This is a genomic window from Rhodococcus sp. YH1 (assembly GCF_009939605.1).
Lineage (GTDB): Bacteria > Actinomycetota > Actinomycetes > Mycobacteriales > Mycobacteriaceae > Rhodococcus > Rhodococcus aetherivorans.
In genome coordinates this window covers 43,993-65,771 of sequence record NZ_WVTE01000222.1, presented here as the reverse complement: position 1 = coordinate 65,771, position 21,779 = coordinate 43,993, and the positions used below count along the sequence as shown (strand labels likewise).

Sequence of the window (21,779 nt, the reverse complement as noted above, 5' to 3'; positions counted from 1 at the left end):
GGCGCCCGCGGCCCGAGCGAATGTATCGTTCAGCTCCTTCACGGCAGCGAGCGATACATTCGCTCGTCGCCACCGCCGCTACTCCGGGCGCGGGGTCAGGATGCGCGGACCGTCCTCGGTCACCGCGACGGTGTGCTCCCAGTGCGCGGCGCGGCTGCCGTCGGTCGTGACGACGGTCCACTTGTCGCCGAGCACCTCGGTCTCGTAGGTGCCGAGGGTCAGCATCGGCTCGATGGCGAGCACCGATCCCACCACGAGACGGGGGCCCTTGCCGGGCGCGCCCTCGTTCGGCAGGAACGGGTCCATATGCATCTCGCGGCCGATGGCGTGGCCGCCGTAGCCGTCGACGATGCCGTAGCTCCGGCCGTGCGCCGACTCCGCGGCGCGGGTACCCAGCTCGATGGCGTGCGAGACGTCGGTGAGCCGGTTGTCCGGCAGCATCGCCGCAATCCCCGCCTCCATCGACAGCCGCGTCGCATCGCTGAGGTCGGCGTCGGCGGCGGAGAGCTCACCGACTCCGAAGGTCCACGCCGAGTCGCCGTGCCAGCCGTCGAGAATCGCGCCGCAGTCGATCGACACGAGATCGCCCTCGGCGAGGATCTCCGTCGCCGAGGGGATGCCGTGCACCACGCGGTCGTTCACCGACGAACAGATCGAGCCGGTGAACCCGTGGTAGCCCAGGAAGGAGGGGACGGCCCCCGCGTCGCGGATGACCGCCTCCGCCACCTGGTCCAGTTCCAGGGTGCTCACGCCCGGCTTCGCCGCCTTCCGTACCGCCACGAGAGCGGCGCCGACGACGGCACCCGCCGCCGCCATCGCATCGAGTTCGCCGGCGGTGCGGAACGGAACCACCTTGCGCTTGCGCCCGAAACCCATCTTCTTGCTCCTGCGTCCTTACTTGCCGAGGGCCGCGAGGGCGCGCGCGTTGATCTCGTCGACCTCGCCGACGGCGTCGACCGTGACGAGCGAATCGGCGTAGTAGTCGAGCAGCGGCGCGGTCTCCTCGCGGTAGACCCGGAGCCGGTTGCGGATGACGTCCTCGGTGTCGTCGGCGCGGCCGCGGGCGAGCATCCGCTCCACCACCACGTCCTCGTCGATGTCGAAGGACAGGACCCCGTCGAGTTGGGTGTCGAGATCCTTCAGGATGGCCTCGAGTTCGCGGGCCTGCTCCACGCTGCGGGGGAAGCCGTCGAGCAGGAAGCCGTTGGCGGCGTCGGGCTCGGCGAGGCGGGCGCGCACCATGTTGTTGGTGATCTCGGCGGGCACGAGCTCCCCGGCGTCGATGTACTTCTTGGCTTCGAGGCCGAGCGGGGTGCCCTGCCCGATGTTGGCCCGGAACAGATCCCCGGTGGAGATTGCGGGGACGCCGAGCTTCTCCGACAGGATGGCGGCCTGCGTGCCCTTGCCGGCACCGGGCGGACCGAGGAGTACAAGTCTCACTTGAGGAACCCTTCGTAGTTGCGCTGCATGAGTTGACTTTCGATCTGCTTGACAGTGTCCAGCGCGACACTGACGAGAATGAGCACCGCGGCGCCGCCGAAGATGCTGGTGGCGGTCTGGCTGCCCGAGAGGAAGAAGTTGGGCAGCGTCGCGATGAGACCCAGGTACAGCGAACCTGGAACCGTGATGCGGTTGAGGACGTAGCTGAGGTACTCGGCAGTGGGGCGTCCCGGCCGGATGCCGGGGATGAATCCGCCGTACTTCTTCATCTCGTCGGCCCGTTCCTCCGGGTTGAAGGTGATGGCGACGTAGAAGAAGACGAAGAAGACGATCAGCGAGAAGTAGATCGCGATGTAAACGGGGTTGTTCGGATTCACCAGGTATTCGTTGATGATCCGCTGCCACCAGCTCGGGTCGGTGGCCGAGGTGGCTCCGGTCAGCTGGGCGATGAGGTTCGGCAGGTACAGCAACGACGACGCGAAGATCACCGGGATGATGCCGGCCTGGTTGACCTTCAGGGGCAGGTAGGTCGAGGAACCGCCGTACATGCGCCGGCCCACCATGCGCTTGGCGTACTGCACCGGGATCCGGCGCTGGCCCTGCTCGACGAACACCACGCCGGTGATGACCACCAGCGCGACGACGAGGACGATGGCGAAGACCAGGCCACCGCGGGACTCGAGGATGGTGCGGCCCTCGGCCGGCAGCCGCGAGGCGATGCCGGCGAAGATCAGGATCGACATGCCGTTGCCGACGCCGCGCTCGGTGATGAGCTCACCGAACCACATGACGAGTGCCGCACCGGCCGTCATGACCAGCACGATCACGACCATGCCGAAGATGCTGTCGTCGGCCAGGATCGGTTCGGTACAGCCCTGCAGCAGCTGACCACGGGCAGCGAGGGCGACGATGCCGGTGGACTGCAGCACGGCGAGCGCCACCGCGAGGTACCGCGTGTACTGCGTCATCTTGGCCTGGCCGGCCTGGCCCTCCTTGCGGAGTTCCTCGAATCGTGGAATGACCACCGTCAGCAGCTGGACGATGATGCTCGCGGTGATGAACGGCATGATGCCGATCGCGAACACCGACAGCTGTAGCAGCGCGCCACCGGAGAACAGATTGATCAGCGAGTAGATCCCGGCGGAGTCGCCGCCGCTGAGCTGATCGATGCAGGCGCGCACATTGCCGTAGTCGACGCCCGGAGACGGCAACGTCGCGCCGAGGCGGTACAGGGCCACCAACCCGAGCGCGACGAGGATCTTCCGCCTCAGGTCCGGGGTCCTGAGGGCCGAGACGAAGGCGGAAAGCAAAGATCCTCCTGGCAGGGCGAAACGGGAGACTGTGGATCGACGCGCGGGGTCCGACGGTCGACAACTCTTGAACTCTAGCAGCGCGCCCCGGACCGGTGCCGTGGCGCCGGGTCGGGGCGGCTCGCACGCGCGGCGGATGTGCTCCGCCGCGCGGCATGCGGTGGGGTGCGAACGCCGAACGGCCGCACTGCGGGACGTGCTGCAGTGCGGCCGTTCTCGAGCTGTGCGTCACGCACGAGCGAACCGGTCAGGCCAGTTCGGTCGCGGTGCCGCCGGCAGCGGCGATCTTCTCCTTGGCGGAACCGGAGAACTTGTTCGCGGTCACCTGCACGGCAACCGTGAGCTCGCCCTCGCCGAGGACCTTCACGAGCTGGTTCTTGCGAACCGCGCCCTTGGCGACGAGCTCGTCGACGCCGACCTGGCCACCCTCGGGGAACAGGCGGGCGATGTCGCCGACATTGACGACCTGGTATTCGGTGCGGAAGGCGTTCTTGAAGCCCTTGAGCTTCGGCAGCCGCATGTGCAGCGGCATCTGGCCACCCTCGAAGGCCGCCGAGACGTTCTTGCGCGCCTTGGTGCCCTTCGTACCGCGACCGGCGGTCTTGCCCTTCGAACCCTCACCGCGGCCGACGCGGGTCTTGTCCGTCTTCGCGCCCGGGGCCGGGCGCAGGTGGTGCAGCTTGATGGTCACTTGGAGGCCTCCTCAGCAGTGACTTCCTCGACAACGACGAGGTGACGCACCACGTTGATCAAGCCGCGGTTCTGCGCGTTGTCCTCGCGGACCACGGACTGGCGGATCTTCCGCAGACCGAGGGTGCGCAGGCTGTCGCGCTGGTTCGACTTGGCGCCGATGGTGCTCTTGACCTGCGTGATCTTCAGCTCTGCCATTACTTCACGCTCCCAGCAGCCTGTGCCCGGGCGCGCAGCATGCCCGCAGGTGCGACGTCCTCGAGGGGCAGACCGCGGCGAGCCGCGACTTCCTCGGGGCGCTGCAGCTGCTTGAGGGCGGCCACGGTGGCGTGCACGACGTTGATGGCGTTGTCGCTACCGAGCGACTTCGACAGGATGTCGTGGATGCCCGCGCATTCGAGCACGGCACGCACCGCGCCACCGGCGATCACACCGGTACCCGGCGAGGCCGGACGCAGCATGACGACACCCGCCGCGGCCTCACCCTGCACCGGGTGGGTGACGGTGGAGCCGATGAGCGGGACGCGGAAGAAGCCCTTGCGCGCTTCCTCGACACCCTTCTGGATGGCCGCGGGAACTTCCTTGGCCTTGCCGTAGCCGACGCCGACCAGGCCGTTGCCGTCGCCCACGATCACCAGCGCGGTGAAGCTGAAGCGACGGCCGCCCTTGACGACCTTCGACACACGGTTGATCGAGACGACACGCTCGATGTAGTTCGACTTCTCGGCGGCACCGCCGCCACGCGAGTCACGATCGCGGCGGTCGCGACCACCACGCTGGTCCCCGGTGTTGGGGCCATTCTGTCCGGCGGGGCCGTTGCCGCCGTCACGCCGCTGACGTCCCGGCATCAGGCGTTCCTTCCGTTCGAAGAGATGGTCATCAGAACTTCAACCCGCTTTCGCGAGCCGCGTCTGCGAGGGCCGCGATCCGGCCGCTGTAGGTGTGGCCGCCGCGGTCGAAGACCACGGCCTCCACGCCGGCAGCCTTGGCACGCTCGGCGAGCAGCTGACCGACCTTGGCGCCGCGCGCCTTCTTGTCGCCCTCGACCGCACGCACGTCCGGCTCGACGGTCGAGGCCGCCGCCAGGGTGGTGCCCGTCAGGTCATCCACCAGCTGGGCGTGGATGTGGCGCGAGGACCGGTTCACGACGAGACGGGGACGCTCGGCGGTGCCGGCGACCTTCTTGCGCAGACGGAAGTGCCGACGCTGCTTCGACAGCCGACGCCGGGTGGACGCGTCCTTGCCGAGCGGAATCCGCTTGGCCTTCTGGTTCTCGGTCTGGCTCATGATCACTTACCCGTCTTTCCGACCTTGCGGCGCACCTGCTCGCCCTCGTAGCGGATGCCCTTGCCCTTGTACGGGTCGGACTTGCGCAGCCGGCGGATGTTGGCCGCGATCTGGCCGACCTTCTGCTTGTCGATGCCCGAGATCGAGAACTTCGTCGGCGACTCGACCGCGAACGTGATGCCCTCGGGGGCCTCGATCGGGACCGGGTGGCTGTAGCCGAGCGAGAACTCGAGGTCCTTGCCCTTGAGCGCGACGCGGTAACCGACGCCGTGGATCTCCATCTTCGTGGTGTACCCCTGGGTGACACCGTCGATGAGGTTCTGCACGAGGGTGCGCGACAGGCCGTGCAGCGCACGGCTGCGGCGCTCGTCGTTCGGACGGCTCACGTTGAGCGCGCCGTCCTCACCCTTGGCGATGGTGATCGGCTCGGCGATGGTCAGCGAGAGGTTGCCCTTGGGGCCCTTCACTGCGACGTCCTGGCCGTCGATGGTCACCTCGACACCCGAGGGGACGGTGACCGGAAGCTTTCCAATACGCGACATTGTGGTGGCCTCCCTTACCAGACGTAGGCGAGGACTTCCCCGCCCACTCCCTGCTTGGCCGCCTGGCGATCGGTGAGCAGGCCGGAGGACGTGGAGATGATCGCCACGCCGAGGCCGCCCAGGACCTTGGGCAGGTTGGTGGATTTCGCGTACACGCGCAGGCCGGGCTTCGACACGCGGCGCACACCGGCGAGGCTGCGCTCACGGGAAGGGCCGTACTTGAGGTCGACGACGAGGGTCTTGCCCACCTCGGCATCCTCGGTGCGGAAGTCGGCGATGTAGCCCTCACGCTTGAGGATCTCGGCGATGTTCGCCTTGATCTTCGAGTGGGGAAGCTTCACCTCGTCGTGGTACGCCGTGTTGGCGTTGCGCAGACGCGTCAAGAAGTCTGCGATGGGGTCGGTCATGGTCATGGCTGACCTGTTCACCTTTCTCGTTGCGGTTCCCATGCAACACCGGCAGTGGTGACGAATCACCGGTGCGCCGGCCGTGGGCCTACGACGAACTTGGTTTCATGCGGACCGGACGCGGATGCGACCGGCCCCTGACAGTAGTGACGGTGGGTGACCCTGCGGTCACCCACCGTTCACGTCACCAGGAGCTCTTGTGAACTCCGGGAAGCTCACCGCGGTGTGCCATCTCACGGAGGCAGACGCGGCAGAGACCGAACTTGCGGAACACCGCGTGGGGGCGCCCGCAACGCTGGCAGCGGGTGTAGGCGCGCACCGCGAACTTCGGCTTCTTGTTGGCCTTGTTGACCAGTGCCTTCTTAGCCATGGGCTCAGTTCTCCTTGAACGGGAAGCCGAGGTGCTTCAGCAGGGCACGGCCTTCTTCGTTGTTGGTGGCGGTCGTGACGACGGTGATGTCCATGCCGCGCGGGCGATCGATCTTGTCCACGTCGATCTCGTGGAACATCGACTGCTCGTTCAGGCCGAACGTGTAGTTGCCGTTGCCGTCGAACTGGTTGCCGTTGAGGCCACGGAAGTCCCGGATACGGGGCAGCGCGATGGAGACCAGGCGGTCCAGGAACTCCCACATGCGGTCGCCGCGCAGCGTGACGCGCGCACCGATCGGCATGCCCTCACGGAGCTTGAACTGCGCGATCGACTTGCGGGCCTTGCGGATCTCCGGCTTCTGGCCGGTGATCAGGGCCAGGTCGGCGACGGCGCCGTTGATCAGCTTCGCGTCGCGGGCGGCGTCACCGACACCCATGTTGACGACGACCTTCACGACGCCGGGGATCTGCATGACGTTCGCGTAGTCGAACTCCGCGTTAAGCGCGTCGCGGATCTCCTCGCGGTACCGGGTCTTCAGACGCGGTGCGGTCTTGTTCTCGGTGGTGGTCATGTCAGATGTCCTTCCCGTTCTTCCGGGAAATCCGAACGCGCTTGCCGGTTTCCTCGTCGGTCCGGTAGCCCACCCGGGTGGGGTTGCCGTCCGAGTCGATGACAGCGACGTTGGAAACGTGGATCGGGGCCTCCTGCGTCACGATGCCCCCGGAGGAGGCGCCGCGCTCGTTGGCCGAGACCGCCGTGTGCTTCTTGATCCGGTTCACGCCCTCGACGAGGACCCGGTTCTCCTTCGGGTAGGCCGCGATGACCTTGCCCTTGGCACCCTTGTCCTTGCCCGAGATGACGAGCACGGTGTCGCCCTTGTGCACCTTCATCACAGCACCTCCGGAGCGAGCGAGACGATCTTCATGAACCGCTTGTCGCGCAGCTCACGGCCGACGGGGCCGAAGATGCGGGTGCCGCGCGGGTCGTTGTCACCCTTGATGATGACGGCGGCGTTCTCGTCGAACTTGATGTACGAGCCGTCCGGCCGGCGGCGCTCCTTGGAGGTGCGCACGACGACAGCCTTGACGACGTCACCACGCTTGACGTTGCCACCGGGGATCGCGTCCTTCACGGTGGCGACGATGATGTCACCGATACCGGCGTAGCGACGGGACGAGCCACCGAGAACGCGGATGCAGAGAATCTCCTTGGCACCCGTGTTGTCGGCGACGCGCAGTCGCGACTCCTGCTGGATCACTTACTTCTCCTTGACCTGGCTGAATTCGACAGATCCGGGTGCGCGCACCCTTTTCTGTCTGCACGGCGGATTTCCGACCCGACGTGCACGGTCCGTACCCACGAAGGTGGGGCTGTCCCGGCGCTGCCTGAAGCAGGCCGCTCGAGACAACCCCACCATCGTACTGGGTCCCTTCGTCACCCCCGCGGCGGGGGGTGGAGGAGGCCTTACTTGGCCTTCTCGAGCACCTCGACCAGACGCCACCGCTTGGTCGCGGACAGCGGACGGGTCTCCATCAGCTGCACGCGGTCGCCGATGCCGGCCACGCCGTTCTCGTCGTGCGCCTTCACCTTGGTGGTACGGCGGATGATCTTGCCGTACAGCGGGTGCTTCACCCGGTCCTCGAGCTCGACCACGATCGTCTTCTCCATCTTGTCGGAGACGACGTAGCCGATGCGGACCTTGCGGCTGGCGCGCTCTTCCTTCTGGGTCACTGCCTTTTCCTCACTCATGCCGCGTCACCCGCATCCGGGCCGGAGGCCAGGCCGAGCTCGCGCTCACGCAGCACCGTGTAGATGCGAGCGATCTCGTTGCGCACGACGCGCAGCCGGCGGTTGTTGTCCAGCTGGCCGGTGGCCATCTGGAAACGAAGGTTGAACAGCTCTTCCTTCGCTTCGCGGAGCTTGGTGACCAGCTCTTCCTCGGTCAGCTCGCGGAGCTCTGTGGCGGGGGTTCCGGTAGCCATCAGAACTGCTCCTCCCTCGTCACGATCCTGCACTTGCACGGGAGCTTGTGCATCGCGCGCCGAAGGGCCTCGCGGGCAATCTCCTCGTTCGGGTAGCTCATCTCGAACATCACCCGTCCGGGCTTGACGTTCGCGACCCACCACTCGGGCGAGCCCTTACCGGAACCCATGCGGGTCTCGGCCGGCTTCTTGGTGAGGGGGCGATCCGGGAAGATGTTGATCCAGATCTTGCCGCCACGCTTGATGTGCCGGGTCATGGCGATACGAGCGGACTCGATCTGCCGGTTGGTGATGTAGGCCGGCTCGAGAGCCTGGATGCCGTAGTCACCGAAGGTCACCTGGGTCCCACCCTTGGCGGCACCCGAGCGGCTCGGGTGGTGCTGCTTGCGGTGCTTGACCCGCCGTGGGATCAACATGCGTCAGCCCTCCTGATTCTCGGTCGGAGCGGGTGCATCGGCGGAGGCGGCGCGGCCGGCGTCGGTGCTCGTCGCGGTGGTGCCCGAGGCACCGGAGCGACGGGGACGGCTCGGACGCTCGCGACGGGGGCGGTCGGCCGGGGCGGCGGCCGCAGCGGCCAGCTCACGACGGCCACCGACGATGTCGCCCTTGTAGATCCAGACCTTCACGCCGATGCGGCCGAAGGTGGTCTTCGCCTCGTACAGGCCGTAGTCGATGTCCGCGCGCAGCGTGTGCAGCGGGACCCGGCCCTCGCGGTAGAACTCCGAGCGGGACATCTCGGCGCCGCCGAGGCGGCCCGAGCACTGCACCCGGATGCCCTTGACGTTGGGCTGGCGCATGGCCGACTGGATGGCCTTGCGCATGGCGCGACGGAACGCGACGCGGTTCGAGAGCTGCTCGGCGACGCCCTGCGCCACCAGCTGAGCCTCGGACTCGGCGTTCTTGACCTCGAGGATGTTCAGCTGAACCTGCTTGCCGGTCAGCTTCTCGAGCTCGGCGCGGATGCGATCGGCCTCGGCGCCGCGGCGGCCGATGACGATGCCCGGACGCGCGGTGTGGATGTCCACACGCACACGGTCGCGGGTGCGCTCGATCTCGACCTTGGCGATGCCGGCACGCTCGAGGCCGGTGGCCAGGAACTTGCGGATCGCGACGTCTTCCTTCACGTACTCCGCGTACTGCTTGTCGGCGTACCAGCGCGACTTCCAGTCGGTGGTGATGCCCAGACGGAAGCCGTGCGGGTTGATCTTCTGGCCCACTACTGAGCTCCCTTCCGGCGGTTACGGTTTCCAGCAGACGCAGGCGCCTTGCTCTCGACGATCACGGTGATGTGGCTCGTCCGCTTGCGGATGCGGAATGCACGGCCCTGGGCGCGCGGCTGGAACCGCTTGAGGGTCGCGCCCTCGTCGACGTACGCCGTCGCGACGACAAGCGTGCTCGGGTCGAGGTCGAGGTTGTTCTGCGCGTTCGCGGCAGCGCTCGCGATCACCTTGGCGACCGGCTCGGCCGCGGCCTGCGGTGCGAACTTCAGGATCGACAGAGCCTCGTCCACGGACTTGCCCCGGACGATGTCGACGACGCGGCGCGCCTTCATCGGGGTCACGCGCACGTGGCGCGCAACAGCCCGAGCGCTGTTTGCGGGTGTTTCGGTGCTCAGCTGTGCCGAGCTCTTCGCGTTGCTCATCGGCGCTTGCTCTTCCGGTCGTCCTTGATGTGGCCCTTGAACGTACGGGTCGGCGCGAACTCGCCGAGCTTGTGGCCGACCATCGACTCCGAGACGAACACCGGCACGTGCTTGCGACCGTCGTGGACGGCGAACGTGTGACCGATGAAGTCGGGCAGAATGGTGGAACGGCGCGACCAGGTCTTGATGACCTGCTTGGTGCCCTTTTCGTTCTGCGTATCGACCTTCGCCAGGAGGTGGTCGTCGACGAACGGGCCCTTCTTGAGGCTGCGTGGCATTCTCTAACTCCCTCCTTGACTAGCGCTTCTTGCCGGTACGGCGACGACGGACGATGAGCTTGTCGGACGCCTTGTTCTTGCGGGTGCGGCCCTCGGGCTTGCCCCAGGGGCTGACCGGGTGGCGACCACCCGAGGTCTTGCCCTCACCACCGCCGTGCGGGTGGTCGACCGGGTTCATGACCACACCACGGACGGTCGGGCGCTTGCCCTTCCAGCGCATGCGGCCGGCCTTGCCCCAGTTGATGTTCGACTGCTCGGCGTTGCCGACCTCGCCGACGGTGGCGCGGCAGCGCACGTCGACGCGACGGATCTCACCGGAGGGCATACGCAGGGTGGCGTAGGTGCCTTCCTTACCGAGCAGCTGGATGCTGGCGCCGGCGGAGCGGGCCATCTTGGCGCCGCCGCCCGGACGCAGTTCCACCGCGTGGATGGTGGTACCGGTCGGGATGTTGCGCAGCGGCAGGTTGTTGCCGGGCTTGATGTCGGCCTGCGGGCCGGACTCGACCGGGGCGCCCTGCACCAGGCCCTTGGGGGCGATGATGTAGCGCTTCTCGCCGTCCACGTAGTGCAGCAGCGCGATGCGGGCGGTGCGGTTGGGGTCGTACTCGATGTGAGCGACCTTGGCCGGGATGCCGTCCTTGTCGTTGCGGCGGAAGTCGATCAGGCGGTAGGCACGCTTGTGTCCGCCACCCTTGTGACGGGTGGTGATGCGGCCGTGCGCGTTGCGACCACCGCGGCCGTGCAGCGGGCGAACCAGCGACTTCTCGGGCGTCGAGCGGGTGATCTCGGCGAAGTCCGAGACACTCGCGCCGCGCCGACCCGGGGTTGTCGGCTTGTACTTACGAATTGCCATGAGTCTTCTCGTCCTCTATCTCTCGAGACCCGGCCGCCTACGCGACCGGCCCTCCGAAGATCTCGATGGGCTTGCTGTCGGCCGACAGGGTCACGAGCGCGCGCTTGGTGTCCTTGCGCTTGCCGTAACCGAACCGGGTCCGCTTGCGCTTGCCCTGACGGTTGGCGGTGTTGACGCTGGTCACCTTGACGCCGAAGACCTTCTCGACGGCAATCTTGATCTGCGTCTTGTTCGAGTCCGGGTGCACCAGGAAGGTGTAGGTGCCTTCCTCCATCAGCCCGTAGGACTTCTCGGAGATGACCGGAGCCAGCAGGATGTCGCGCGGATCCGCGATCGTGCTCACTTGCTCTCCTCCTTCTCTGCCTGGGCGGACTCGGCCGGCCCGTGGATGAACGTGTCGAGCGCCTCGACGCTGAACACGACGTCGTCGCTGTAGAGCACGTCGTAGGTGTTCAGCTGGTCCGGAGCGATCGCGTGCACGTTCTGCAGGTTCTGCACGCTCTTCCACGCCGCGAGATCCTCACGGCCGACGACGAGGAGCAGGTTCCTGCGATCGGTCAGCTCCGCGAGGAAGGTGCGCGCGCCCTTGGTCGACGGCGTCTGTCCGGCCACGAGCTCGGTGATCACGTGGATGCGCTCGTTGCGGGCCCGGTCGGAGAGGGCACCGCGGAGGGCGGCGGCCTTCATCTTCTTGGGGGTGCGCTGGCTGTAGTCGCGCGGCTGCGGGCCGTGCACGGTGCCACCGCCGGCGAACTGCGGCGCGCGGGTCGAACCCTGGCGAGCGCGGCCGGTGCCCTTCTGGCGGTACGGCTTCCGGCCACCGCCGCGGACCTCGCCGCGGGTCTTGGTGGCGTGCGTGCCCTGGCGAGCCGCGGCGAGCTGCGCGACAACCACCTGGTGGAGCAGCGCGATGTTCGCGGGGGCGTCGAAGATCTCGGCGGGGAGATCGACGGTGCCGTTGGTCTGGCCGCCGGGGGCCTTGACGTCGAGCGTCAGCTTGGTTGCGGTCTCGGTGCTGGTCATGCCCGTGCACCACCCTTCACTGCGGTCTTGACGATCACGACGCCGCCCTTGCGGCCCGGGATCGCACCCTTGATCAGCAGCAGGCCGTTCTCGGCGTCCACCTTGTGGACCGAGAGGTTCTGCGTCGTGATGCGGTCGCTACCCATGCGCCCGGACATGCGGGTTCCCTTGAACACGCGGCCCGGGGTGGCGCAGCCACCGATGGAGCCCGGACGACGGTGCACAGCCTGCGCACCGTGCGAGGCGCCCTGGCCGGCGAAGCCGTGGCGCTTCATGGTGCCGGCGAAGCCCTTGCCCTTGGAGGTGCCGGTGACATCGACGAATGCGCCGTCCTCGAAGACCTCGGCGGTCAGTTCCTGGCCGATCTCGAAGCCCTCGGTGTCGTCGACGCGAAGCTCGACGATGTGGCGGCGAGGGGTGACACCCGCCTTGGCGAACTGGCCGGCGACCGGCTTGGTGACCTTGCGCGGGTCGATCGCACCGTAGGCGAGCTGCACGGCGCTGTAGCCGTCGCGCTCCTCGGTGCGGATCTGGGTGACCACGTTCGGTCCGGCCTTGACGACGGTGACCGGAACGACCCGGTTGTTCTCGTCGAAGACCTGGGTCATGCCGAGCTTGGTGCCCAGGATTCCCTTGATCTGGTTAGTCATGTGTTGTCTCCGCTGCGTCTTCTACAAGCTCGCTGGTCTCGAAAGTCACTGAATGTTGACGTCGACGCTCGCCGGGAGGTCGATGCGCATGAGCGCGTCGACGGTCTTGGGCGTCGGGTCGAGGATGTCGATCAGCCGCTTGTGAGTCCGCATCTCGAAGTGCTCGCGCGAGTCCTTGTACTTGTGCGGCGAGCGGATGACGCAGTACACGTTCTTTTCGGTGGGCAACGGCACCGGGCCGACCACGCGGGCGCCCGTGCGGGTCACCGTCTCGACGATCTTGCGCGCAGATGCGTCGATCGCCTCATGGTCATAGGCCTTGAGCCTGATGCGGATCTTTTGTCCCGCCACGCTTAGTGTCCTTTTCTTGCCGCGTTTCGTAGTACCCGAACGAGTCGGGAACCACCTCGTCTGCACAGTTCCACCCGAACGGCGACGGCGAACAGCACTCTTCACACTTCGTGACCGGGCGCACCCGATCCGCATGCCGCTGTTCATCTGTCATTGTTCTCCGGCACACGCGGTCGGGCGTGTCGCCCTACTGCTCGCTCCGCGGCGTCGAACCAACGCTCGACACCACGGATCGACCTGCCGGATGCACCCGTACGGGTACAGGGAGGTACTGCTTCCGTCTTGCATGTGGCCGCGACCAGGCCGTCAGGCTCGATCCGCGACTGTCACTCGATCTCGTTCCGAGCCGCGGAAAACCGTGACCCGGTCAAGGCAACCCGACCAGTATGCAGGACCCGGTCGGCATTCTCAACTTCGCCCCGGCCGCGCGGCCGTCACCACCCTCCGGTCGACAACGTCGCGGGCGTCCGCACGGGCGCCGCCGCCCCGAGCGTGTTGGTCGGATCGGGACCCGGTCCCGGCGCCGCCGGCGTGGCCACCGGCAGCTCGCGCGGCGCCGGCGCCACGGGCGGCACGTCGCGCCACACCGGCAACGCCTCCTGCAGGGCCAGCCCCACCGAGATCAACGCGGCCTCCTGCCAGGGCAGCGCGCCCAGCTGGACACCGAACGGCAGCCCGGTCACCGCCGAGCGGCCGACCGGGAACGAAACGGCAGGGGCGCCGGTGTAATTGGCCCACTGGACGTCGCCGGCCACCCCGGACAGCACGCTCAGGCCCGCGAACGCGTCGCGGGGACAGCCGTCGTCGAGCGCGCCCGGCAACGCGATCACGTCGAGATCGTGGTCCCGGAACATGGCGTTGTACTGGTGCTGGTAGCGCAGCCGGTCGCGCTCGAGCCCGAAGTAGTCGGCCACCGGCAGCGCGAGCGACGCCACCGCCGCGCTCACGAGCGGTGCGAGATCGATGCGATAGTCGCCGAGCCGGTCCACGAACTGCCGGGGGTAGGCCCCCATCTCCGCCGTGTCGCCGGCCAGGAGCGAATCCGGTGGGTGCGGCATCGACACCGGTACGGTTTCGGCGCCCAGCGCACGCGCCGTCGCGAGGAACTCGTCGAACAGGCGCCGCAGCTCCGGGGCAAGCCGGTCGGTCGCCCCGTGCGGCACGCCGATACGGACGCCCGCGAGCGGCGCGGTCCCGGCGGGCGGCACCAGCGGATAGCCGCCCTCGGGCACGCCCGGACCGGCGGCCGTCACCGGATCGTCCGCCTCCGCGCCGGCGAGGACACCCAGCAGCAGCGAGGCGTCCGCGAGACTGTGCCCGATGGGGCCGGGGTGGTCCCGGGTCCAGGTGAGCGGGATCATCCCGTGCGAGGTGATCCGCCCGTACGTGGGCTTGATCGCCGAGACGCCGCACGAGCTGGCCGGCAGCCGCAGCGAGCCGCCGGTGTCGCTGCCGACCGACAGGGGGACGAACCGGGCCGCCACCGCGGCGGCGCTGCCGCCCGACGAGCCGCCCGGGGAGTACTGCGGGTTCCACGGGTTGGCCACCTGCGGGGTGACCACGCCGATCGCGAACTCGTCGGTGTGCACGTGACCGAGCAGGACCGCCCCGGCCTCCTGCAGCCGGCGCCACACCCCCGAATCCCCGGCGGCCACGTTGTCCCGCAGCACGTTGCTCGACGCGGTGAGCGGGAGCCCGCCCACCGCGAAGAGGTCCTTGAGCGCGATCGGCAGCCCGCACACGGGCGAGACGGGCTCGCCCGACGCCCGGGCGGCGCTGAGCCGGGTCGCCGCCGCGTCGGCGGCGGCATAGGCGAGGTCTGGATAGAGGTGGATCCATGCGCCGACGCCGCCGTCGTGGTCCCGGCTACGGCGCAGGCAGGCATCGAGGAGTTCGCGCGGGTGCAACTGCCCGGACCGCAGCAGGCTCGCCGCTTCGACCGCGCTCAGCAGGGCCGGATCGATGACCGGGACGGTCCCCGGATCGGGCAGCCGGGCCGCCGGCCGGGCGCCCGCGCGCGCAGGGTGCATCAGGCCGAGCCCGACGAGGCCACCGGCCATGGTTCCGAGAAAACGACGTCGTGACGTTTCGAAACTCACCGGTCCGACCATAACGGCGGGTAGCGGAGGCCGCAGCGCACGCGCATCCCGCGCCCCTCCCCCACGGCGCACGACCGGTGCGGAATAATCCGTCGAACGGAAGCGACCCGCGCCCCGGAACGCGGGACTGAAGGAGCGCCGAATGACATCCTCTGCCCAGTCCCGGTCGCCCGGGTCCCGGCCGCTGCGCCGCAGGCCCCAGCTGTCCGACGACGTGGCGGTGCACGTCCGCAATCTCATCATGTCGGGTGGGGTCCGGCCCGGCGACTTCATCCGGCTGGACGAGACCGCGGCCGAGCTCGGCGTGAGCGTCACCCCGGTGCGTGAGGCCTTGCTCACACTGCGCGGCGAGGGACTCGTGGAGCTCGTCCCGCACCGCGGCTATGTCGTGGCCCCGTTGAGCCGGGGCGACATCGACGACCTGTTCTGGCTGCAGGGGCAGATCGCGGAGGAGCTGGCGCGACGGGCGGCCGCGGTGATCACCCCGGACACCGTGGCCGAGCTGGCCGACCTCAACGAACGCCTGGCCGAAGCGGTGCGCAGCGGGGACGGGGCGCGGATCGAGGACCTCGAGTTCGCCTTCCACCGCACACTCAACCGCGCGACCGGCGCGCGCAAGCTGTCCTGGTTCCTGCTCAACGCCACGCGCTACACGCCGGTGCACTTCTACTCGTCCGACCCCGACTGGGGTGCCGCGGCGGTGGCGTCGCACAAGCGCCTCGTGGACGCCCTGCGCCGCGGCGACGGCGATTCCGCAGGCCGGGAGACCCGCCGGCACTTCACCGACGGGGCCGGCCGGCTGGTCCGGCACCTCGACGAGATCGGCGTCTGGAGCTGACGGACGCACGGCCCGGCGCTCGCGGAAGACCGGGGCCGCAGGCACCGGCCGGTAACATCGCGGCGTGACGGCGGGATCTACTCGTCGACGGGTCCGCAAGCGGCCGACCGAGAGTTCCACGGCGGAGAGTGATGCTGAGATACCACGACGAAGCGGTCCTCGTCGACGACCTGCACAAGTCGTTCGGGGACGTCCATGCCCTCAAGGGCATCACGTTCTCCGCCCCACGAGGCTCGGTCCTCGGCATTCTCGGGCCCAACGGCGCCGGCAAGACGACGACGGTGAAGATCCTGTCCACGCTGCTGCGCCCGACCGGCGGGCGCGCGGTGATCGCCGGGCACGACGTGGTCGGCGACCCCGCCGCCGTGCGCCGCTCGATCATGATGACCGGCCAGTACGCCGCCCTCGACGAGACGCTGTCGGGCCGGGAGAACCTGATCCTGTTCGGCCGTCTGATGGGCCTCGACCGCGCGGCCGCGCGCCAGCGCGCCGACGAGCTGCTCCGCGAATTCGATCTGGTCGACGCCGGTAAGCGGGCGGTGCGGCACTACTCCGGCGGCATGCGCCGGCGCGTCGACATCGCATGCGGGCTCGTCGTGCGCCCCGAGGTCGTCTTCCTCGACGAGCCGACCACCGGCCTCGATCCGCGCAGCCGGCAGGGCGTCTGGTCCCTGGTGGGTGCGCTCAAGAAGCAGGGCATCACGGTGCTGCTGACGACGCAGTACCTCGAGGAGGCCGACCTGCTCAGCGACAACATCATCGTCATCGACCGGGGCACCGTGGTGGCGGAGGGGACGGCCAACGAGCTCAAGGCCTCCACCGGAGGCAGCTACTGCGAAATCGTCCCGGTCGACCCGAACGCGCTGCCGTGGGTGGTGCACGCCCTCGGCAACCTCGTCCCGCCCGACGTGCGCGCCGAGCTGGCCACCGCGGGCAGCAACGACCGCGTCTCGATTCCGGCGCCGCACGGCCCGGCGACGCTCGCCGAGGCGCTGCGCCGGCTCGCCCCCACCCGGATCGAGCTGGCCGACATCGGCCTGCGCCGGCCCTCCCTCGACGATGTGTTCCTCAGCCTGACCGGGCACTCGGCCGGCGCCGACACGACGTCCGCGACGACGGGAGAGCCCGCGTGACCGTCCACACGAAGAGCATCAGCGCCCAGCGGGTGCGGCACGACGCGAACATCTCGCTGCCGGAGAAGCGGGTGGGCTCGCACCGCCGGGCCGACCCGACGGTGCTCAACCAGTGGAGCGCGCTCACGATGCGCACGGTCCGCACCATGGCGCGGTACGGCGAACTCGTCGTCGCGGCGATCACCCCGGTGGTGTTCGGCCTGGGCTTCTACCTGCCGCTGAAGTTCGTGATGTCGTTGCAGGGCATCGACTACGCGCAGTACCTGATGCCGATCATCGTCCTGCAGGCGATGGCGTTCACGGCCATCTCCGCGGCGCAGCTGTCCTCGGGTGAGGCGATGACGGGACTGACGACGCGGTTGCAGACCATGCCCGTGTTCAGCGCGGTCCCGCTGATCTCGCGGATGTCGAGCGCGATGCTGCGGTCCGTCGTGTCCCTGGCGGGGGCGCTCCTGTTCGGCTACGCCATCGGCTTCCGGTTCTCGGCGGGATTCGCACAGGCGGTCCTGTTCTGCGTCACCGCCCTGGCCATCAGCCTCGTCCTGTCGCTGGGCGCCGACGCGATCGGCACGCTGTCGAAGAGCCCCGAGGCCACCGCGCAGGCCCTGACGCTGCCGCAGCTGATTCTCGGCATGCTCTCGTGCGGGTTCGTCCCGGAGGAGGGCTTCCCCGAGTGGATCCGGCCGTTCGTGCGCAACCAGCCGATCTCGCAGTTCTCGTTCGCCATGCAGGACATGGCCGAGGGCGGCGTCACGTGGTCGGTCCTGTTCCCCACCGTGGCCTGGTGCACGGGTCTCGCGCTGGTGTTCGCCCCGCTCGCCGTGTGGGCCAGCACGAGGCGGGGGTGAGCGGCAGATGAACGGACCTCCCGACATCCGTCCCGTCGACGCCAACGGCGCCGCCTTCACCTTCCCGCCGCCCGAGCACGCTCGTCCGGAGCGATCGTGGGGCGCCCTGTGGGAGCACAGCCGCATCCAGTGCCAGCGGCTGCTGCTGCGCTGGGCGCGCGATCCCGCAACGATGATCCAGGCGCTGGTCTACCCGGCGCTCACCCTGCTCATGTTCCGGGTCGTCCTGGGCAACACGGTCACCGCCGCCACCGGACAGCCCGCGATCTACGGCACGGTCCCCATGATCATCCTGGTCGGTGCCATGTTCGGGTCGGTGGTCAGCGCCGTCGGCCTGCGCACGGAGCGGCAGAGCGGCCTGCTCGGCCGCTTCTACACCCTGCCGATCCACCGGGCGGCCGGGCTGCTGGGCCGCATGCTCGCCGAGGCCGTCCGTGTGCTCGCCACGACCCTCATCATCCTGGCGGCCGGCGTCGGCCTGGGCTTCCGCTTCACCCAGGGTCTCGCCGCCGGACTCGCGATCCTCGTCATCCCCGTTCTCTTCGGCATCGGGTTCGCCCTGATGGTGACGGTCCTGGCCACCATGTCGAGCAAGCTGCCCCTCGTGGAACTGGTGTCGATCGCGTGCACCCTGCTGATGTTCTTCAACTCCGGGTTCGTGCCGGTCATGGCCTATCCGAGGTGGCTGCAGCCGGTCGTGGAGAACCAGCCCATGTCGTGTGCGATCGACACGATGAAGGCCCTGGCGATGGGCGGTCCGCTCGCGGAACCGCTGATCAAGACGCTGATGTGGTCGGCCCTCATGATCGCGGTCTTCACGATTCCGGCGATCCGGGGCTACCGGCGCGCAGCCGAGGAGGGCTGACCTCGGCGACCCCGAACGGCCGTCCCCGGCTGTTATCCTGTCCGCCGACCCGCGGCCGCACAACGGCTGCTGCAGCCACGGCACTGTCACCGCAGTGCGGCCCCTCGGAGGAAAGCCGATGAAGTATGCCCGCCGGATCACCGTCGCGGTGATGGCCGCCGCCCTGACCGCCGCCGGGCCGGCGCTGCCCACGGCCGCCGCGGACACCACCGACGCCGCCTCGTTGCCGGTGCTGCTCGAATCGATGGGGCCGAGCCCCGCGGGGGCGAACAACCTCGACTGCGTGCCCTCCCCCGAACATCCCCGGCCGGTGGTTCTCGTGCACGGAACGAGAATGGACATGACCAGCTCGTGGGCCGTGGCGGCCCCGCAGCTCGCCGACCTCGGCTACTGCGTCTACGCCCTGAACTACGGGGGCATCCGCTCGCTCGTCGACCCCGGCCTCATGATCTGGGGCGTCGGGAGCATCGAGGAATCCGCAAAGCAGCTCGGCGAGTTCGTCGATGCGGTGCGCGCTCACACCGGGGCCGATCGGGTCGATCTCGTGGGCCACTCGCAGGGTGGACCGGTCTCCCGTCAGTACCTGCGGTTCGAGGGCGGCGCGGACCCGGCGGACCCGGCCCGCAACGAGGTCGACAAGCTGGTGATGCTGGGGGCGACCAACCACGGCACCACCTTCAACGGGATGCAGCAGCTGTATTCCCTGTTCGCCCGCCTGGGGCTGGGCAACCAGGAATGGGCCACCGAGCGCGTCGCGCAGATGGTGTTCGGTATCGCCGGTCGTCAGCAGCTGATCGGATCGCGCGTGCTGGCCCGGCTCAACTCCGGAACCGAGACCCTGCCGGGGATCGACTACACGTCGATCGCCACCCGTCAGGACACGGTGGCCACGCCCCCGGAGAATGCGTTCCTGCAACCGGGCGCGGACAGCGCAGTGCACAACGTGTGGGTCGAGGACGTGTGCCCGACCAGCCCGGCCGATCACCTCGCCCTCCTGGAACTTCCGGAGTCGCTGCACCTGGTGAAGTCGGCTCTCGATCCGCACTACGCCGAGACCGTGCCCGCGCCCTGCACCGCGCCGCCCGCCGGCTGACACCCGTAGATCCCCGGCATGCGAACGGCCCCTCCCGGCGGGAGGGGCCGTTCGCATGCTCACCGCGCCGGGTGTCAGACCCCGAGGGCCCGCTGCAGCACGGGCCACGAGTCCTTCAGGTCGTCCTGCCAGTAGCCCCACGAGTGGGTTCCGGTCTCGCGGAAGTTGTAGGTGGCGGGGATGCCGAGCGTATCGAGCCGGTTCTTCAGGTTGTGGGTGCAGTAGTTGGTGGCGGCCTCGATGACGCCACCGACGACGATCTGGTTCGCCAGGACACCGGCGTCCCCGTCGATCTCCGGTCCGGTCAGCGTGTCGTACGGACCGGGCAGACCGCTGCCGTTGGAGATGTACATCTCGAGCCCGCGCAGCTTCTCGGCGTTGACGTAGGGATCTTTCTCCGCCCACGTCGGGTCGTTCGTCGGTCCCCACATGTTCTCGGTGTCGCCGCTGCCCCACGTCTCGACCGTGGTCTTGACGAACTGCTGGCCGATCGGATCGGAGGTCTGCGCGCAGCCGCTGTAGGCGGCGACACCCCGGTACAGTCCCGGCGCGGCGAGAGGCAGCTGGAACACCGAGGTGCCCGAGGTGGAGATGCCCGCGATCGCGTTGACGCCGGTGGTGCCGAGCGCACCGTCGACCAGCGGCGGGATCTCCTTGGTCAGGAAGGTCTCCCACTTGTTCACGCCGAGCTTGGGATCGGGGTTCTTCCAGTCGGTGTAGTAGCTGAACATGCCGCCGACGGGCGAGACGACGTTGACGTGCTTGTCCTTGAAGAACTCGATCGCATCGGTGCGACCCCGCCAGGTGGCCATGTCCTCGCCGCCGCCGGCACCGTTGAGCAGGTACAGCGTCGGCGCGGGCTTGCTGGTGTCGGCCGGGCGCCACACGTCCAGCAGGATCTCCTCGTCCATGGACGCCGAGTAGACCCAGACGAGCAGCTGCTGCTCTCCGTAGTTCTCGATCCTGGTGATGTACGACCCGTTCTCGGACGTGACGGCCGTGATGGGCTGCAGGGTGTCGGCCACCGGGTCGGCCGAGGCGAACGAGGCGCCCGTGAACAGCGGCAGCGCGAGTACCGCCGCCGAGATCGCGGCTGTTCCCAGCCTCCGAGCGCGGCTCCGCGACTCGACAACACTCATTCCGTCAACCTCCTCAGGCCCGGCGGGCGGGCGTCCCCAAGCCCCGGCGAACCGGGGTGCGCCCTGCGGCGCAGCATGTACTGAATCGACAGCACGGGCGTGAACGTTACCTTGCGTACCGGCCGTCAGAAACCTCACCGTTCACATCCGTCACATCGATCGCGTCACGATCCAACGCCGGCACGATCACGTCGAGGGCGGGGGGATCCATCATCGCGCCGTGCGCTCCGGGCACGAACCGATTCCGGACCCGCCCGGACACGTACGGGACCCACAGAACCGCCGCGTCTGCCTCCGTCGGGTGCTCGTCCCGCGCGCTGAAGAAGTCGACGTCGCCGGCGAAGAGCCCCGGTTCGTGCCGGTTGATCAGCTCCGGGGAGAGCACCGCCGCGGCGAAGATGCGCTGCACCCGCGGCGCGTCGAGTTCGATCAGCTCCCGGGGCACCGCGGCGGCCACAGCGTTCGCCGCCTCCGCCGGCAAACCGTCGCGCAGCGCGTCCGGATCCGCGTCCACTCCGAGACTGCGGAGGTTCTCGGCGAACTCGGCGCCGAAGCGGTCCGTGTCGATCCGCGGGATGCAGTCGAGCATCGCGAGGTGCTCGACCCGGGCGCCGCGGGCCTGCAACTCCACCGCCACCGCGTGGGCGAGCACCCCACCGAGCGACCAGCCGGCCAATCGGTACGGCCCCTCGGGACGGACCCGCGCGATCTCGTCGGCGTATCGCTGCGCGAGCGCCTCGATCGACGCCGGGACGAATCCCGGGTCCGTGAGCGCCGGCGTCTGCAGCCCGAAGACCGGCCGGCCGGGAGCGAGCCGCGCCGCCAGGGGCGCATAGGGCCAGGCCAGGCCGATCATCGGATGGATACAGAACAGCGGGGTCACGTCGGGCTCGCCGGCGCGCAGCGGCAGGACCACGGCGAGCGCCGCGTCCCCGCCGG

General features: G+C 68.8%; 31 protein-coding genes and 1 pseudogene. 5 read left to right on the top strand and 27 right to left on the bottom strand.

Annotated elements, in window-relative coordinates:
* Nucleotides 1–78: 78 nt before the first annotated feature.
* The 25 genes from map to AIIKEEIJ_RS18165 all read right to left on the bottom strand — a co-directional run bounded on the left by map (nucleotide 79) and on the right by AIIKEEIJ_RS18165 (nucleotide 14,924).
* Nucleotides 79–876, bottom strand: coding sequence for a type I methionyl aminopeptidase (map, locus tag AIIKEEIJ_RS18285; protein ID WP_006947169.1), 798 nt, complete (start codon nucleotides 874–876; stop codon nucleotides 79–81).
* 18 nt (nucleotides 877–894) lie between these two features.
* Nucleotides 895–1,440 carry an adenylate kinase gene (locus AIIKEEIJ_RS18280; RefSeq protein WP_006947168.1) on the bottom strand — a complete coding sequence of 182 codons (546 nt, stop codon included), beginning with the start codon at nucleotides 1,438–1,440 and terminating at the stop codon, nucleotides 895–897.
* Nucleotides 1,437–2,750, bottom strand: a complete 1,314-nt coding sequence (gene secY, locus AIIKEEIJ_RS18275) for a preprotein translocase subunit SecY (RefSeq protein WP_050035530.1) — start codon at nucleotides 2,748–2,750, stop codon at nucleotides 1,437–1,439. The genes AIIKEEIJ_RS18280 and secY overlap by 4 nt, the downstream gene beginning before the upstream one ends.
* A gap of 247 nt (nucleotides 2,751–2,997) precedes the next feature.
* Nucleotides 2,998–3,441: a 50S ribosomal protein L15 gene (gene rplO, locus AIIKEEIJ_RS18270; protein WP_006947166.1), complete on the bottom strand. Its 444-nt coding sequence runs from the start codon at nucleotides 3,439–3,441 to the stop codon at nucleotides 2,998–3,000.
* The gene (rpmD, locus tag AIIKEEIJ_RS18265) at nucleotides 3,438–3,638 is read right to left on the bottom strand and encodes a 50S ribosomal protein L30 (RefSeq protein ID WP_006947165.1); all 201 of its coding nucleotides are present in this window, start codon (nucleotides 3,636–3,638) and stop codon (nucleotides 3,438–3,440) included. The genes rplO and rpmD overlap by 4 nt, the downstream gene beginning before the upstream one ends.
* Complete coding sequence (gene rpsE / locus AIIKEEIJ_RS18260; RefSeq protein WP_006947163.1) at nucleotides 3,638–4,288, bottom strand: 30S ribosomal protein S5; 651 nt, start codon at nucleotides 4,286–4,288, stop codon at nucleotides 3,638–3,640. Before rpsE ends, rpmD begins: the two co-directional genes overlap by 1 nt.
* Before the next feature lie 31 nt (nucleotides 4,289–4,319).
* On the bottom strand, nucleotides 4,320–4,727 hold the full coding sequence (gene rplR / locus AIIKEEIJ_RS18255; RefSeq protein ID WP_029544906.1) for a 50S ribosomal protein L18: 408 nt from the start codon (nucleotides 4,725–4,727) through the stop codon (nucleotides 4,320–4,322).
* Nucleotides 4,728–4,729: 2 nt separating this feature from the next.
* Nucleotides 4,730–5,269: a 50S ribosomal protein L6 gene (gene rplF, locus AIIKEEIJ_RS18250; RefSeq protein WP_006947161.1), complete on the bottom strand. Its 540-nt coding sequence runs from the start codon at nucleotides 5,267–5,269 to the stop codon at nucleotides 4,730–4,732.
* 14 nt (nucleotides 5,270–5,283) lie between these two features.
* Complete coding sequence (gene rpsH, locus AIIKEEIJ_RS18245) at nucleotides 5,284–5,682, bottom strand: 30S ribosomal protein S8 (RefSeq protein ID WP_017681442.1); 399 nt, start codon at nucleotides 5,680–5,682, stop codon at nucleotides 5,284–5,286.
* A gap of 178 nt (nucleotides 5,683–5,860) precedes the next feature.
* Entirely contained in the window at nucleotides 5,861–6,046 is a 186-nt protein-coding gene (locus AIIKEEIJ_RS18240) for a type Z 30S ribosomal protein S14 (RefSeq protein ID WP_006947159.1), read from the bottom strand.
* 4 nt (nucleotides 6,047–6,050) lie between these two features.
* Complete coding sequence (rplE, locus tag AIIKEEIJ_RS18235; RefSeq protein ID WP_006947158.1) at nucleotides 6,051–6,617, bottom strand: 50S ribosomal protein L5; 567 nt, start codon at nucleotides 6,615–6,617, stop codon at nucleotides 6,051–6,053.
* 1 nt (nucleotide 6,618) lies between these two features.
* On the bottom strand, nucleotides 6,619–6,936 hold the full coding sequence (gene rplX / locus AIIKEEIJ_RS18230; protein WP_006947157.1) for a 50S ribosomal protein L24: 318 nt from the start codon (nucleotides 6,934–6,936) through the stop codon (nucleotides 6,619–6,621).
* The gene (rplN, locus tag AIIKEEIJ_RS18225; RefSeq protein WP_006947156.1) at nucleotides 6,936–7,304 is read right to left on the bottom strand and encodes a 50S ribosomal protein L14; all 369 of its coding nucleotides are present in this window, start codon (nucleotides 7,302–7,304) and stop codon (nucleotides 6,936–6,938) included. The genes rplX and rplN overlap by 1 nt, the downstream gene beginning before the upstream one ends.
* Nucleotides 7,305–7,510: 206 nt before the next feature.
* Entirely contained in the window at nucleotides 7,511–7,795 is a 285-nt protein-coding gene (rpsQ, locus tag AIIKEEIJ_RS18220) for a 30S ribosomal protein S17 (protein WP_026137932.1), read from the bottom strand.
* Nucleotides 7,792–8,028, bottom strand: a complete 237-nt coding sequence (gene rpmC, locus AIIKEEIJ_RS18215; protein ID WP_003938084.1) for a 50S ribosomal protein L29 — start codon at nucleotides 8,026–8,028, stop codon at nucleotides 7,792–7,794. Before rpmC ends, rpsQ begins: the two co-directional genes overlap by 4 nt.
* Complete coding sequence (gene rplP, locus AIIKEEIJ_RS18210) at nucleotides 8,028–8,444, bottom strand: 50S ribosomal protein L16 (RefSeq protein WP_006947154.1); 417 nt, start codon at nucleotides 8,442–8,444, stop codon at nucleotides 8,028–8,030. Before rplP ends, rpmC begins: the two co-directional genes overlap by 1 nt.
* A gap of 3 nt (nucleotides 8,445–8,447) precedes the next feature.
* Nucleotides 8,448–9,245: a 30S ribosomal protein S3 gene (rpsC, locus tag AIIKEEIJ_RS18205; protein ID WP_003938086.1), complete on the bottom strand. Its 798-nt coding sequence runs from the start codon at nucleotides 9,243–9,245 to the stop codon at nucleotides 8,448–8,450.
* Complete coding sequence (gene rplV, locus AIIKEEIJ_RS18200; protein ID WP_037201025.1) at nucleotides 9,245–9,670, bottom strand: 50S ribosomal protein L22; 426 nt, start codon at nucleotides 9,668–9,670, stop codon at nucleotides 9,245–9,247. Before rplV ends, rpsC begins: the two co-directional genes overlap by 1 nt.
* Nucleotides 9,667–9,948 carry a 30S ribosomal protein S19 gene (gene rpsS / locus AIIKEEIJ_RS18195; protein WP_003938088.1) on the bottom strand — a complete coding sequence of 94 codons (282 nt, stop codon included), beginning with the start codon at nucleotides 9,946–9,948 and terminating at the stop codon, nucleotides 9,667–9,669. The genes rplV and rpsS overlap by 4 nt, the downstream gene beginning before the upstream one ends.
* Nucleotides 9,949–9,967: 19 nt before the next feature.
* Entirely contained in the window at nucleotides 9,968–10,801 is an 834-nt protein-coding gene (gene rplB, locus AIIKEEIJ_RS18190; RefSeq protein WP_003938089.1) for a 50S ribosomal protein L2, read from the bottom strand.
* 37 nt (nucleotides 10,802–10,838) lie between these two features.
* Nucleotides 10,839–11,144: a 50S ribosomal protein L23 gene (gene rplW / locus AIIKEEIJ_RS18185; RefSeq protein ID WP_003938090.1), complete on the bottom strand. Its 306-nt coding sequence runs from the start codon at nucleotides 11,142–11,144 to the stop codon at nucleotides 10,839–10,841.
* Nucleotides 11,141–11,824, bottom strand: a complete 684-nt coding sequence (rplD, locus tag AIIKEEIJ_RS18180) for a 50S ribosomal protein L4 (RefSeq protein ID WP_006947148.1) — start codon at nucleotides 11,822–11,824, stop codon at nucleotides 11,141–11,143. Before rplD ends, rplW begins: the two co-directional genes overlap by 4 nt.
* Entirely contained in the window at nucleotides 11,821–12,474 is a 654-nt protein-coding gene (rplC, locus tag AIIKEEIJ_RS18175; protein WP_006947147.1) for a 50S ribosomal protein L3, read from the bottom strand. The genes rplD and rplC overlap by 4 nt, the downstream gene beginning before the upstream one ends.
* 45 nt (nucleotides 12,475–12,519) lie before the next feature.
* A complete protein-coding gene (gene rpsJ / locus AIIKEEIJ_RS18170) occupies nucleotides 12,520–12,825 on the bottom strand; it encodes a 30S ribosomal protein S10 (RefSeq protein ID WP_003938093.1) in 306 nt (101 codons plus the stop codon).
* 434 nt (nucleotides 12,826–13,259) lie between these two features.
* Nucleotides 13,260–14,924, bottom strand: a complete 1,665-nt coding sequence (locus tag AIIKEEIJ_RS18165; protein ID WP_338020979.1) for an amidase — start codon at nucleotides 14,922–14,924, stop codon at nucleotides 13,260–13,262.
* Nucleotides 14,925–15,066: 142 nt separating this feature from the next.
* On the opposite strand from AIIKEEIJ_RS18165, the gene AIIKEEIJ_RS18160 reads away from it, so the two are divergent.
* The 5 genes from AIIKEEIJ_RS18160 to AIIKEEIJ_RS18140 all read left to right on the top strand — a co-directional run bounded on the left by AIIKEEIJ_RS18160 (nucleotide 15,067) and on the right by AIIKEEIJ_RS18140 (nucleotide 19,701).
* On the top strand, nucleotides 15,067–15,762 hold the full coding sequence (locus tag AIIKEEIJ_RS18160) for a GntR family transcriptional regulator (RefSeq protein ID WP_006947145.1): 696 nt from the start codon (nucleotides 15,067–15,069) through the stop codon (nucleotides 15,760–15,762).
* 131 nt (nucleotides 15,763–15,893) lie between these two features.
* Nucleotides 15,894–16,895 carry a daunorubicin resistance protein DrrA family ABC transporter ATP-binding protein gene (locus tag AIIKEEIJ_RS18155; RefSeq protein ID WP_006947144.1) on the top strand — a complete coding sequence of 334 codons (1,002 nt, stop codon included), beginning with the start codon at nucleotides 15,894–15,896 and terminating at the stop codon, nucleotides 16,893–16,895.
* Entirely contained in the window at nucleotides 16,892–17,743 is an 852-nt protein-coding gene (locus AIIKEEIJ_RS18150; protein ID WP_006947143.1) for an ABC transporter permease, read from the top strand. The genes AIIKEEIJ_RS18155 and AIIKEEIJ_RS18150 overlap by 4 nt, the downstream gene beginning before the upstream one ends.
* A 7-nt stretch (nucleotides 17,744–17,750) precedes the next feature.
* Nucleotides 17,751–18,608 (top strand): ABC transporter permease, encoded by an 858-nt coding sequence (locus AIIKEEIJ_RS18145; RefSeq protein ID WP_006947142.1) that lies wholly within the window; start codon nucleotides 17,751–17,753, stop codon nucleotides 18,606–18,608.
* A gap of 118 nt (nucleotides 18,609–18,726) precedes the next feature.
* Complete coding sequence (locus tag AIIKEEIJ_RS18140) at nucleotides 18,727–19,701, top strand: lipase family alpha/beta hydrolase (protein WP_006947138.1); 975 nt, start codon at nucleotides 18,727–18,729, stop codon at nucleotides 19,699–19,701.
* 74 nt (nucleotides 19,702–19,775) lie between these two features.
* On the opposite strand, the gene AIIKEEIJ_RS18135 is transcribed toward AIIKEEIJ_RS18140, so the two are convergent.
* On the bottom strand, nucleotides 19,776–20,840 hold the full coding sequence (locus AIIKEEIJ_RS18135; protein ID WP_006947136.1) for an alpha/beta hydrolase: 1,065 nt from the start codon (nucleotides 20,838–20,840) through the stop codon (nucleotides 19,776–19,778).
* A gap of 106 nt (nucleotides 20,841–20,946) precedes the next feature.
* Nucleotides 20,947–21,657, bottom strand: a pseudogene (locus tag AIIKEEIJ_RS34350) (thioesterase domain-containing protein); the annotation flags it as partial.
* Nucleotides 21,658–21,779: the final 122 nt, after the last annotated feature.